Consider the following 13,000-nt stretch of genomic DNA (forward strand, 5'->3'; position numbering starts at 1 on the left):
CTCCTTTTCTTTTGATTTCATTTTACTTCCAATACTTCCATTTGTATAATTGAAAATATATTGAGTAACTATCAATAAAACCGATGAAGATGGTGTTGGAAATGGAAATGAAAGAATTACTTACATTCAAAAAAATTATTGAAGAAGGAACATTTTCACAAGCTGCTAAACAATTAAACTATGCACAATCAACAGTTACAACACATATAAAAAAGCTGGAAAATGAAATTGGTTTTCTTTTGTTTGAAAGAGGATGGGATGCAAGATTAACAGAAGAAGGAAAACTTTTTGCGGAAGAAGTAGAAAATTTATTAACCCATTGGGAATATTCCATTTCTCAAGCTCAACGAATTAGTAATGAAGAGAAAGGCAGTTTGAGAATAGGTCTATTAGAATCAGTTGCTAAAAGGTTAATACCGATAATATTAAAGTTTTTAAATGCTGAAAAACCATATATACATTGTGATTTTGTAGTAGGAAATACAGCACTTTTATCAGAAATGATAGATCATAATAAGATTGATTTTGCGGTATGTGGTAATAATGAAAATATATCAAATGTAAAATTTATTGCAATATGTGATGAACAGATTGAATTTATAGTGAATGATCCAGAGCATCCTTTATTACAAAAAGAATTTGTTGAGGCATTTGATATTATAGATTATCCCGTTATTGTAGGTGAAAGTAATTGTTATTCCTACCAATCTGTAAGTTCTTTCTTGTTGGAAAATAATTTGTCTTTTAAAAGAATTTACAATTGTAGTGCGTTAAACCTCATTCCACAAATGCTTTTTGGAAATGCTATAGGGATTATTCCGAAAGGTACAATTTTGAATGATGAAGTACTATCTTTTAAGATTAAGGATTTTAATTCTAAAATTCCAATTGGTATACTCATTTCTACTAAAAATAAAAATTATTTAAGCCAAACGAAACAAAAAATTATCAACATTATTAAAGTCGCCTTATAATTATAGAGCTGTTTTCAATACGTGTTTTTCTTTTTTTCATTTCAGATATTTTTGTAATGATAGGATTCATATGAGTAGAAGGAAATACTATCATTGAAGTGAAGTTAAAATAAGGTTGTAGAATACTACATGGTTTAAGGAGGGGAAAACTTGAATTTAGGTGAGCCAATAGCTAAAGGAAATACAGCTAAGATATATCTTTATGAAAATAAAGTTATTAAATTATTCAACGAATACCTTCCAAATACAGAGTCTATGAATGAAGCAAAAAAACAAAAATACGCTTATTTATGTGGGCTACCAGTTCCAAACGTATTTGAAGTGACAAAGATACAAAATAGACAGGCAATTATTATGGAATACGTAAAAGGGGACAGTATTGGTAATCTCCTGCTTAATAATCTAAATGAAGCGGAGCATTACATAAATATTTGTGTTAATGAACAAATAAAGATTCATTCTATTTGTATGAACACAGATGAAATAGAATCAATGAGAGAAAGGTTAGAGCGTCAAATTAAATCTGTACAGAAATCGGATGGAAAACAAAAGGAAAATATATTAAATAAGTTACATTTAATCAAATTTGAACCTAGATTATGCCATGGGGATTTCCATCCATTTAATCTAATTTTGACTAAGGAAGAGAATGTGAAAATTATAGACTGGGTAGATGCCAGTTCAGGTGATATTCGTGCAGATGTATTTCGTACATATTTATTGTTTGCGCAATCTCATATAGACTTAGCGGAAACGTATTTACAAATATATTGTAGAAATACTGGCCTCACACGAGATGAGATCTTTCAATGGGCTCCTATTATTATTACAGCTAGATTTGCTGAGAAAGTATCTCCGCAAAATGAACTGTATTTGAACAGACTTTTGAATCAGTATTTATAAGTTATAAAAAAGGTTGTCTAGTAGATAATTAATAAATGCTGTTGTTTAACTACAAGGAAACTTAGTTAAACAACAGCATTTTTAAACATTGATACATTTCATTCGTTATAGGTTTAATGTTAATAAAATTCAACGGATATTGTTCATTTATTAATTGAAGTATTTCTTTATCTATCTCGTTCATTGTAACGTCCTTTCCAAAGTTTAATTTTTTACTAGAGAATTAAAAGAATCTTATTTTACAAAATTCGAGTTTAATTTTTGAACTCCTTTAAAATGAAATATAATGTAAATTGACTTTTAATAATTGGTAAGGTGTGTGAATCATACTAATTAACGTTAGATTGAAAAGTTAGTATAAGGTATGACAAAATAAGATAGCTAAAAAAAATTAATACTTACATATAGAGTTTAAAGATTATAGAAAATGGCTCATGTTATAAAACACAAGAAATATCAAAAGAAAGTAATGAACATCTCTTATAATGCTTAATAAGGGGGGAAGTAAATAAATGAACATATACAGCAGATGATTGATTGGATTGAGATCAATTTAAAAAAGGAATTTTCATTAGAGGATTTATCTCATTATATGGGGTATTCTCCGTATTACTGTTCTTTTAAATTCCACCAAGTAACAGGTATAAGTATTAGACGCTATATTCTTTTAAGAAGATTGTATTTATCTACGGAGGATTTAATAAACGATAGAAAGATAATAGATATTGCATTGGATTACGATTATTCTTCGCAAGAGACTTATAGTAGAGCTTTCAAGAATGTTTTTGGAATGAACCCAAGAGAATTTCAACTTAACAAATTGCCTATTCAATCTTTTGTTAAACTCAATATAAATAAAGAGGGAGAGTTTAAAATGAATATTTCTAGAAAATTAGAGGTTGAGCAGTTACGAAATGCGAAGAGTGAGCTGTTTGATAAAGATGTATTAAACATATTGAATGGTCAAATGATGCATGAAGAATTTAAAAATGAAAAGCTAATGGGGGAGTCTGATTATGCACCATTTAATGAGGCAATGTGTGTAAACATGGCTACAACACAAGTTTTTGATAAAGAGTTTATTAAAACAAGAGCAGAAGGGCATAATAGTTCAATAGAAAGTTACACAAAAAAGGTTATAGACCCGTTAGAAAACCTTTTTACGAAAAAGTATAAATGTATTGTTTTATGGTTTGGTGAAGATATGTTCTGCCAAATGAACCTACTTACCATACTTTCTTACCTTGAACAGTCTTCTTATGAAGGGAAGGTATACTTAAATAGTTTCAGAGAGGATGAATTTAAAGTAAATCAAATTGAACTTAAATTGGGAAATTATTCTTCTGTATACAATGAAGTATTAGTAAACCATAAAAAGATTTTCTATAAGGTACCACCAGTAATGTATCAGGCTATAGACTTATATTTAGAAATGCTAAAAGAAGATAATACTGTAATGAAATTCATCTCTAAAAATAAAGATTTATCAACGCAAGAATTATTAATAAAGTTGTTTCAGCTATTTCCAACAATCGGATATGGGGATTCTCAGTACATAGAACTGATAAATAAAATAAAGAAGAAAGCTGTACCTAAAATATAGGAACAGCTTTCTTTTTACAATTGTTCAAGTAACTCTAATTCACCCTCTACAAATAACATTAGTTCTTTAATCGTTTCTCCAGAAAAATCAAAACGAATTCCAGCAGCTTCATATACTTCAGTTAAAGGTTTAGAGCTACCTAATGATAAAGCTTTTTTATAATTTTCTAATGCTTGTTTAGGATTTTGTTTATATTGCTTATACATTTGCAGCGCACCAAGTTGTGCGATTGCATATTCGATGTAATAGAATGGTATTTCGAATATGTGTAGTACGGGTAACCAGCCAGTTGCTATCCAATTTTCATAGCCTTCAATATTTACGACGTTCGATTGGTAAGTGTTATGCAATTCTAGATACTTTTCGTTTCTTTCCTTAGCGGTATGATTAGGATTTTCATACATCCAATGCTGGAATTGATCAACGATAAGCATTTGTGGTAAATACTTAACAATATCCTTAAAGAAGTCTAATTTTGCTTCTATAAATTCTTCTTTATTTTCATAAAAAGTATCCCAATACTCCATCGAAAACAATTCCATTGTCATGCTAGCTAGTTCGGCTGATTCTGAAGGGATTTCTAAATACTTTTGAAGCTCTAATTGCTTCATACAATCATTATGAATACTATGGCCCATTTCATGGAGGAAAGTAGTAACATCATAATGTGTATGATTGAGATTCATAAAAATAAAAGATAATTGAGAAGCAGGTAAATATTCACAAAATCCTCCTGGACCTTTTCCTTTACGGCTTTCTAAATCTAAGCAATTATTTTTCTGCATACGATCCAGTAATGCGGAAAATTCAGGGTCTAGTTTATGTAAAATATGAGAGCTTTTTTCGATTAAATCACTCGCGTTTTCGATAGGTTTTAATGCTTTCTGATTTGGTGCGGTTGCTTTTAGATCCCATGGACGAAGGCTATCTACTTGAAGTTCAGATTTTTTCTCATTAAATATCTTATCGATAAGTGGCACTACATGCTTACGAATAGATTCAGCAAGCTCATAGCAGTCTTCCGCTGTATAGTCAAAACGTTCATGTTTTTTAAACATATAATCACGATAATTATCTAAATGAATATTTTTTGCTTTTTGGTGACGGATTACAATTAATTCATTTAATATATTTTGTAAAGTATCTTCAACAGATAAGAACTTCTCAGAAATAAGCGTTTTTGCTTTTTTTCGTATATGACGATCCGGAACTTGTAAGTAAGACTGTAGTTCAGTAATTGTTTTTTCTTCACCGTCCCATAGCGCGGTTAAACCACCAGTAATTTCGAAGTACTCAGTTACTAGTTTGTCTTCTCTTACTTCTAAATCAATGTTCTTTTCAGAAAATAATATCTGCGCATTCTTAATTTTTTTATCTAGTAAGCTATACGTTTTTGGATCAAGCTCCATTCGAAAGGGAGACTCTAAATATTTATTATCAAATGAATTTTGATAACGTTTCAAAAGAGGTCGTACATATTGTTGATCATATTCAAAAGTATCTTTTATTTTTTTATTATCTGTATTACATTGAAAGGCGATATAGTGCGATCTTAATTGTTCTTCAATTTCCCAAATGAATGTAGATTGTTTTTTTAACCAGTTTTCAAGTTCTAGTTTTGAAGAAATCACTTCATTTTCTAAAGTAGAAAGAGTATTTTCTAATTCTAGAACGTTACTAATATAAATCGTATTTAAGTGCTGCATGACATAACCCTCACTTTTTATTTATTCATGAAGATATTCTATTTATTAATTGTAATTTCCTTGTTAAGAGACGGAAATGTGAAATAATGTTAAACTTTAAAGTGATTGAAGGGATGAATTTCCTTTTGCTTTATTATGAGAATGAGGAATCCTTTTTAGTTCTTCTATAAGGGAGTGAAAGAATGTATAAGTATTTACATATTTTTAATGATATAGAAAACATGATTCAACATGGAGAGATAAAAGAAGGACAGAAATTACCATCAATACGGTCATTCGTTACGCAATATGAATGTAATAAGGCAACAGTCATACGTGCGCTTCATGAATTAGAAAAGCGTCATATTATATATTCTGTCCCTCAAAGTGGATACTACGTTGTTAAGAAATCTGGGAGTATCATAGAAAATAACGCAATAATTGATTTTGCTTCTTCAGCACCGGATCCAGATGTTTTTCCGTATTTAGAATTTCAGCATTGTATTAATAAGGCTATTGATACTTATAAAAATGATTTGTTCGTATACGGAACACCGAAAGGGTTACCATCTTTAATTCCAGTTATTCAAAAACAGTTGGCAAATTATCAAGTGTTCACGAAAGAAGAAAATATTTTTATAACGTCAGGTGTGCAGCAGGCACTTGCAATATTAACTTCTATACCATTTCCGAATGAAAATGAAACAATATTAGTTGAACAGCCAACGTATCATTTATATATAGAATATTTAGAAATAAATAAAGTTCCTGTAATCGGTATTAAACGTACGAATGAAGGTATTGATTTAAATGAATTGGAGCGTATTTTTCGAACTGGTAAAATAAAATTCTTTTATACAATACCAAGATATCATCATCCACTTGGAACTTCTTATTCTAAAGATGAGAAAGAAAAAATCGTACTATTGGCGGAGAAATATAATGTATTTATAGTAGAAGATGATTATTTAGCAGATTTAGAAACTGATTCAAAAGCCGATCCTTTATATAGCTTGGATTATAGTAATCATGTCATATATTTGAAAAGTTATTCGAAGATTATTTTTCCAGGTTTACGAGTGGGTGTAGCGATAATTCCACTGGTTATTGCGAATGCTTTCCATACATATAAAAAGGTTTTAGATATTGATAGTCCCATGATATCTCAAGCGGCTTTAGAAATTTATATAAAGAGTGGCATGTTTGACCATCATAAAAGTAAAATTAATTCTTCCTACTACAATAGATCAAAAAAACTAGCAGAAACATTAGAAAAAGTGCAAAATGAAAATCCATCGTTATTTACATATAATAGACAAAACACATTGGTAATACACACTTGTTTAGAATTACAGAAAAACATAGTTACAGAAACATTTATAAAAAAATTAAGAGAAAATAAAGTAAGTATCGATTCAGTTGATAGAAATTATTTAAATAAATTTCATAAAGAAAAGTTATTAAAGTTAAACGTATCGAATGTAAAGGAAGCAAGGATTGAAGAAGGAATTCGTAAAGTAATTGAGGAAATCAAACTATTAAGACGTTTAGATTTTCAATTTAAAAAAGAATAAAATGAATAAGGAGCTTTGTTGTGAGGTGCAAAATAATTCTCTTGTTTGTGTGTATCGCTGTAATAATTGGAGCTATAGTTGTGAATAATTTTTATTAAAAAGATGATAAATGCATTGCAGTTGGTAAGTATTCAAGAGGTATTATCATAAATCAAAATAACGAACCTATATTTAATGTGAAAATTTATGAAGATTCTATTAAAGGTAAGGAACGCAGTATTTCAAATGCAGAAGGTGAATTTGAAGTGCTGCATGGTGTTTGTGGTGAGATTGTATTACAATTCGTTACTCCAGATGGTGAAATCTATACGAGAAAATATGATAGAAAGTATATACCAGAAGTTATAAAAATAAAATGAAATCGGTCTAAGGAAAAATAGTAGTTATAGCCGAAGTAACTGTATATGTAACAAGAACAAGTACAAGAGGGAATTTATCTTGTATGGGGAGAACCGAATCAATTGTAGAAACTAAAGAGCTTGTTACAAAGCAGGATGGCATTGAAATTGCGGTTCTTATTTTGAATTGGGAAATTCTTAAGAACATCGATATAATCAACAATAATCTTAGTAAGTGCTGTTCATAAAGACCAGGGGCAAAGAGGAGATAGTTATTAAAAAAAGTAAAAAGCGCTTAAGTGTAGTTGGGGATGTGGTGAGTAGTTCAATTTCATACAAAATAGTAAAAACCAAACTAATATTGCAGTTAAATATTGGTTTGGTTTTTTATAAATTTATATCGAGAGATGTAATCTAATGTACTTATCTATATTGCTTTATATAAATGAATTTTCCAAGCGGATGTCTTTGATATAAATATTTTCTCGAGGGATAAATTGTTTTTCACTGCATTTTCAATAGGGACAGCAGAAAATATGTAACGACCACCCATTTTTTTAAAATGATTTATATTTAGCTCTACATTTTTTAAACGCTTTTTCGAATTTTTCTTAAACATATAGTGTTTTCCAAGTTCATCGGTGAAAATATAACAACGGCCACCCCATTCGTCAAAATACGTACGAATCGTTTTATTTTTCGCTAGTTCCTTCTCAATTATTTTTCGGAATTCATATTTGTAAGATAGAGGATAAAAGTTGTTGTATGTGTCAAGTGTATAGAACCCATTGTACTGAGCGATAGCTGGATGTAAACCAATATTAGCGATACGGTACTGTTCCAAAGGTAAACCAATATACTCTTTTATTTCCTTAAATTGTTTTTCTGCAAAAAATTCCTTTACTGAAGGTTTATTTTGATAAATAATTTCTTCATTATAAAAGCATAATAAAATAATTTGGGCTATTATAAAACTTGTTGCAGCGTGTCTCCATACTTTCCCTTGTAACCATAAAACTTTTAATCCAAGAGCGAATAGAACATAAATAACTAACGGACGCAAAAAATGATAACGTGCAAAATTAAATGTATCTAAAATGTGAAATCGTTTTGTTAATGGAAGCCAGCCTTTATAAAACCAAAAAGCATACCAAATTGACAAAACTATGTTAAACCAGAACAAAAAAATAAAGACTTTTTCTTGCTTCCATCGTTTTTTAGTAATGATAAAATACAACGCAATAAGTATGGCAGGTAAAATAACAAATGTATGGACTGTCATGACATGGGTATGTCCTAAAAGAAAATTTTTCACTGTAAGTCGGAGAGACCGCCATAACGATAATCTTGCATGAAAATATTCATCTCTACTGTTAGGTGCAATTGATAAAAAGAAGGAAGTTACTAAGCGATATTCTACAATCATGTAAATGAGCGTCATATAAATAATTGAAAAAAGAAAACGAAAGTTCCATTCTTTTTTAACTACTAAGTCAATTAACCAGAGTATCCCTATGCTACTTAAAAAAAAGAAAAAACCTAATACAATACTCGAATATAGAGGGATTAGAGTAAGTACGAAATAGTTCTTCCACAATTTTTCACCTTTTCGAATATTTAAAAATGCCCAAAGTGCAAGAGGCATTCCCAGAGTACTAAGCATTCCTGATGGCCAAAAAGGGGTAAGAGCAAAAGCTAATGAAACTCCTATTGAAATGACCAGCCATTCCTCTCTTGGTAAAAAATGATGTTTTAAAAGTACATACATGCCTATAAAAGCAACCACTCTTGTAATCGTCTGACTTAATACATAAGCAACCATATTTGGGAAAAAAGCATACAACCACACAATACCACTAAACTCCGTGCTAAATGCGTTTCTTGACAATTGATTATTTATCACCTGTGGAATTGTACCATTAATCGGACCTTGTATCTCTCCACTACATGTCAAAACCTTATACCAGGACAAATTGGAATCAAGGTTATCATGAATGCGAATATGCGCATTTTCTCCAAGAATAAATAAAGGAGACAAATAGAGAATGAGTATAATTGTCGCAAAAACAAACAACTTTCTTTCTTTTTGATTTTGGTTTAAAAACATTGGTCGCACCTCAAAGGATTCTCAAAAAGTTTACTTATAAAATTTCCAAAATGGAAGAAATTATCCCTGGTTAATCAAGGTGCTATAAATTTAAGTGGTGGATAGGAGAGGAAAACAACGGATGAGAATGGTATTGTTTTATAATCCTGATTAATTTTATAAAAAGAAAAGTCTATCCTTATTGTTTAAGTAAGGATCTATATATTACGGAGAAGATTTTTTGTATAAGAAAACAATAAACCTAACAATTTGTATAGCCCCTACTTTTTTAGTTGCAGTTTTTTTGTGGGGAAAGAAATATAACAGTTGTGAATATTGATACTATGCAACAATCCCAAAAAATTAAAAAGGGAGTTAACATTTAAGTGGTTCAAAGGCTAAATTGCAGTCATCATTTAATTTAGATTATGGAATTTTCAAAATAATTATTATTTTGAAAATTAAAGAGCGTTTGTCAAGGCCCCCGGATTAAAACTAATAAGGAAAAAGAATAACACATTATATTTATAAATATATTTATTCGGATTTTATGTATTTGTTGAAAAGTATTATTTTTTACCAATTAATGGTATTGTTAGATTGTAGAATATTCCGCATTAACTGCTCGTAAAAGCTTGGTTGGTTCAACTAATAATCAGAGGGGAAAGGCCCTTTGGATTATCTTTTCACTTTATATTGTAAATAGGAGGATGATGAAGTTTATGGCAGTACGTATAGTCGATGATTTACAACAATTATCGTTGTTACTTATGTTTTTAAGTACATTTATATTTTACAGATACTTAAAGAAGGTTAAACGAGATAGAAAATTGACGGGTTTTGAATGGACAATGTATTTTGTCACTCAGTTTGCGACATTAATTTGGGCAATGACTTATTTTATTAAACACTTAGCTGAATCGTAATTTCTATTCACTCGATCTATTTTACTGTTATCTAGTAGGGATATAAATATAGTCTGTATCTAAATCAATGACAACATTGCTTAAGACGTCTTCTTGTAATAACTTTGGGATTTTTTCATAATGATACCGTACACAAAATAAGTTTAGAAGATCTTCATTACATATCTCTTCATTTTTTACATTTAAATACATTATTATTAACTCGTTAAGAGAAAAGTTACGGCCAAAAACATACTTATTTATTCCATATCCATCAAATTCAATTATCATGTTATCACTGTTGGGTGCTAGCCAACGTTATAGCTTAAATTTTAGTTAAATCTATTATACATTGTTTGAAATTTTGTGAGAATATATTTTTATAAAGTGAGAGGATATAAATGGAACAAAATAAATTAGTTTTAGAAGGACCAAAACGGCTTAAGTGGGAAACGCATGAAATTAAGTTTATACAGGATGATGAAATTATCGTTAAAACAATTGCAGGTGCAATAAGTATCGGAGCAGAGTTACCGCAGTTTAAAGGATCCGATGTTACAGATATGACTCCTATTTATCCAAGCAAAACTGGATATGAAAGTTATGGTGAAGTTGTTCGAGTTGGGAATAAAATAACAAATTTAAATGTAGGTGATAAAGTAGTTTCTTTTTATGGACATGAAACTGTAGGAATAGTTAAGGGGGATAAAGTAATTCGAGTGCCTAGTTATATAAAACCTAAAGTTGCTTTATTATCTATTCTTTCGTGTGATGCTGCTAAAGGAGTATTAAAACTAAATCTGCGACAGGATGAAAAAGTACTTATAACTGGAATGGGAGTTATTGGTTTACTCGCTTGTTATTTTTTAAAATACTTTGTAGGTGTTAAGCATGTAGATGTTGTTGAACCTAATAAAAATAGAAGAGATTCTGCAAAGAATTTTGGTGCGAGAAACATATATGAATCAGAAGAACAAATAATAGAAACATATAATTACGGTTTTGAATGTTCTGCTACAAATATCGAGTTTCATACATTACAAAAAGCACCTTACAGTAATAGTGAAATATGTATACTTTCTGATGGGAATTTAGAGGAACTAACATTAACCGCTGATTTTTATGAGAAAGAACTGCGGATCATTGGTTCAAGTGACGGATATAATTATCAAAAACATGCAGATTGATTTTTTAGTCAAATAGAACAAACACCATGGATAGAAGAGATTTTTCAACATGAAATACAATATACAGAACTCATTCAATGTTTTGAGGAATTAAGTCAAGGAATAATTACCCCTTTAAAAGTATTTGTCTCATATGAATAATGAACAAAATTACCAGGTACTTGTCACATAGCCCACATATGTTTCGACACTAATATGATAACAGAGCGCGGAGTAACATGTACGGGGATTTTTTAATAGGTACAACGGGTTGTGAAAACAGAGAATGGTTTTTGCTCTTTCATTATGTACAAACAGTATATTATCTTTCTCAATGTACATATTAAGTAAAATGTTTAATATCAAACATAAAAGGGGGGATAATATGAATGAAAATAAGAAAAATGAAGAATTGATTAAATTTAAAAAACAATGGTTTAATGAAGATAATCAACCAGTAGCTGGTATAGAGTTAGCTTTACCACCGGATATAGGCAGCATGTTAGACTCGAAATCAGTTGATGATGAAAGTGAAAAAATTAATAATGAATAAGTTTAATCTATACGCATCCATTCGGGTGCTTTTTATTTTTTGAAAATAGAAGATGGATCATCAAATCCTTATTGAAAAAAGATTGAGCTAAATAGATCTATTTTCAGTATATATAAGTTTTGATTTTCACAAAAAAGTTTAATTAAAATTCATTTAGAATGATAAAGGGTTAATAAAAAAGAGTGGCTTTTACACCAATCTTTATATTAGATATATGCTTATTATTATGCTATATTCAATGGAGCTACGATGACTAAGGTAAGTGGTATAAATAGAAGAAAAACTATATAGCAACAACACTATATAACAACAGCACAAAAAACTTGTCTTTAATTTGATACTAAAATGGATTGAAAATAAGGAGATAGAAATATAATGGAATTTTGGGAATCAAGCTTTATTGAGAAACAAACGATGTGGGGATTTGAACCTACAGAATCTGCAATTTTGACAAAGGATTTTTTTATAGAAAAGAACGTTAAGGACATATTAGTTCCAGGTATTGGATATGGCAGAAACGCAAAGGTGTTTATCGATAATGATATAAATGTAACAGGTATTGAAATTTCAAAAACAGCTATTGATTTAGCGAAACAAAACGGATTAGAAGATATTAGTATATATCACAGCTCGGTAAACGAAATGCCTTTTGATAATAAATCTTATGATGGGATATTTAGTCATGCTCTTCTTCATTTGTTGAATGAGCAGGAAAGAGAGAAATTTATTAAAGATTGTTATAATCAGTTAATACCAGGCGGGTATATGGTTTTTACAACAGTTTCTAAAAAAGCTCCAATGTACGGAAAAGGAAAACAGTTGGAGCAAGACTATTATGAGATAATGGAAGGCGTAAAAATGTTCTTCTATGATTCTGAATCTATAAAACAAGGTTTTGAAAAATATGGATTAGTACAAGTTTCGGAAATTGATGAACCAAATAAAAACATGGCAAATAAACCTTCAATTAATTTCTTAATGATAAAATGTATGAAAGAACTATAACTAAAAGTTATTAAAAATTATTAAAGATGTTTATATATTGATTATGCACAAATAAAAAGGACAAGCATATAATATAAATACCTTTTAACTTTAAGTAACCTTAACTTTCGTTAATAGGGTATCTCAAAATCCCCAAAAAGAGCACTTGCGGAAACAAGTGCTCTTTTATTTTTTGTTTATGTAAGATGATTAAATTTTGTTCGACTGA

The 13,000-nt window shown here is 29.7% G+C and carries 11 protein-coding genes and 3 pseudogenes; 10 read left to right on the forward strand and 4 right to left on the reverse strand.

Annotated features, from left to right (window positions below; translation table 11 throughout):
* Nucleotides 1-101 precede the first annotated feature (101 nt).
* Both V7S50_RS13805 and V7S50_RS13810 read left to right on the forward strand, forming a co-directional pair.
* Complete coding sequence (locus tag V7S50_RS13805; RefSeq protein ID WP_242253312.1) at nucleotides 102-974, forward strand: LysR family transcriptional regulator; 873 nt, start codon at nucleotides 102-104, stop codon at nucleotides 972-974.
* A 150-nt stretch (nucleotides 975-1,124) separates the two neighbouring features.
* Nucleotides 1,125-1,877 (forward strand): phosphotransferase family protein, encoded by a 753-nt coding sequence (locus tag V7S50_RS13810; protein ID WP_242253313.1) that lies wholly within the window; start codon nucleotides 1,125-1,127, stop codon nucleotides 1,875-1,877.
* 82 nt (nucleotides 1,878-1,959) lie between these two features.
* On the opposite strand, the pseudogene V7S50_RS13815 reads toward V7S50_RS13810, so the two are convergent.
* Nucleotides 1,960-2,061 (reverse strand): annotated as a pseudogene (locus V7S50_RS13815) (protein kinase); the annotation flags it as partial.
* Nucleotides 2,062-2,385: 324 nt separating this feature from the next.
* Here V7S50_RS13815 and V7S50_RS13820 point away from each other — a divergent pair.
* Nucleotides 2,386-3,480, forward strand: a complete 1,095-nt coding sequence (locus V7S50_RS13820; RefSeq protein WP_242253557.1) for a helix-turn-helix domain-containing protein — start codon at nucleotides 2,386-2,388, stop codon at nucleotides 3,478-3,480.
* 14 nt (nucleotides 3,481-3,494) lie between these two features.
* On the opposite strand, the gene V7S50_RS13825 is transcribed toward V7S50_RS13820, so the two are convergent.
* Nucleotides 3,495-5,186 carry a M3 family oligoendopeptidase gene (locus V7S50_RS13825; RefSeq protein ID WP_242253316.1) on the reverse strand — a complete coding sequence of 564 codons (1,692 nt, stop codon included), beginning with the start codon at nucleotides 5,184-5,186 and terminating at the stop codon, nucleotides 3,495-3,497.
* Nucleotides 5,187-5,368: 182 nt separating this feature from the next.
* Here V7S50_RS13825 and V7S50_RS13830 point away from each other — a divergent pair, with 182 nt between their 5' ends.
* The 3 genes and pseudogenes from V7S50_RS13830 to V7S50_RS13840 all read left to right on the forward strand — a co-directional run.
* Nucleotides 5,369-6,739, forward strand: coding sequence for an aminotransferase-like domain-containing protein (locus V7S50_RS13830; RefSeq protein WP_242253317.1), 1,371 nt, complete (start codon nucleotides 5,369-5,371; stop codon nucleotides 6,737-6,739).
* 113 nt (nucleotides 6,740-6,852) lie between these two features.
* Nucleotides 6,853-7,098: a carboxypeptidase regulatory-like domain-containing protein gene (locus tag V7S50_RS13835; protein ID WP_242253558.1), complete on the forward strand. Its 246-nt coding sequence runs from the start codon at nucleotides 6,853-6,855 to the stop codon at nucleotides 7,096-7,098.
* A 17-nt stretch (nucleotides 7,099-7,115) separates the two neighbouring features.
* Nucleotides 7,116-7,259, forward strand: a pseudogene (locus V7S50_RS13840) (short-chain dehydrogenase); the annotation flags it as partial.
* A gap of 245 nt (nucleotides 7,260-7,504) precedes the next feature.
* Here the strand turns inward: V7S50_RS13840 and V7S50_RS13845 are convergent.
* On the reverse strand, nucleotides 7,505-9,184 hold the full coding sequence (locus V7S50_RS13845) for a DUF6044 family protein (protein ID WP_242253318.1): 1,680 nt from the start codon (nucleotides 9,182-9,184) through the stop codon (nucleotides 7,505-7,507).
* A gap of 701 nt (nucleotides 9,185-9,885) precedes the next feature.
* Here V7S50_RS13845 and V7S50_RS13850 point away from each other — a divergent pair.
* Nucleotides 9,886-10,089, forward strand: coding sequence for a hypothetical protein (locus V7S50_RS13850; protein WP_000290885.1), 204 nt, complete (start codon nucleotides 9,886-9,888; stop codon nucleotides 10,087-10,089).
* A 27-nt stretch (nucleotides 10,090-10,116) separates the two neighbouring features.
* Here V7S50_RS13850 and V7S50_RS13855 read toward each other — a convergent pair whose 3' ends face one another.
* Entirely contained in the window at nucleotides 10,117-10,359 is a 243-nt protein-coding gene (locus tag V7S50_RS13855) for a hypothetical protein (RefSeq protein ID WP_242253319.1), read from the reverse strand.
* 110 nt (nucleotides 10,360-10,469) lie between these two features.
* Here V7S50_RS13855 and V7S50_RS13860 point away from each other — a divergent pair.
* The 3 genes and pseudogenes from V7S50_RS13860 to V7S50_RS13870 all read left to right on the forward strand — a co-directional run bounded on the left by V7S50_RS13860 (nucleotide 10,470) and on the right by V7S50_RS13870 (nucleotide 12,792).
* Nucleotides 10,470-11,396 (forward strand): annotated as a pseudogene (locus V7S50_RS13860) (alcohol dehydrogenase catalytic domain-containing protein).
* 223 nt (nucleotides 11,397-11,619) lie between these two features.
* On the forward strand, nucleotides 11,620-11,787 hold the full coding sequence (locus V7S50_RS13865; RefSeq protein ID WP_242253321.1) for a hypothetical protein: 168 nt from the start codon (nucleotides 11,620-11,622) through the stop codon (nucleotides 11,785-11,787).
* A gap of 375 nt (nucleotides 11,788-12,162) precedes the next feature.
* Nucleotides 12,163-12,792 (forward strand): class I SAM-dependent methyltransferase, encoded by a 630-nt coding sequence (locus V7S50_RS13870; protein WP_242253323.1) that lies wholly within the window; start codon nucleotides 12,163-12,165, stop codon nucleotides 12,790-12,792.
* The last annotated feature ends 208 nt before the right edge of the window (nucleotides 12,793-13,000 follow it).

The sequence above is a fragment of the Bacillus sp. CCNWLW194 genome (assembly GCF_037120585.1).
GTDB lineage: Bacteria > Bacillota > Bacilli > Bacillales > Bacillaceae_G > Bacillus_A > Bacillus_A basilensis.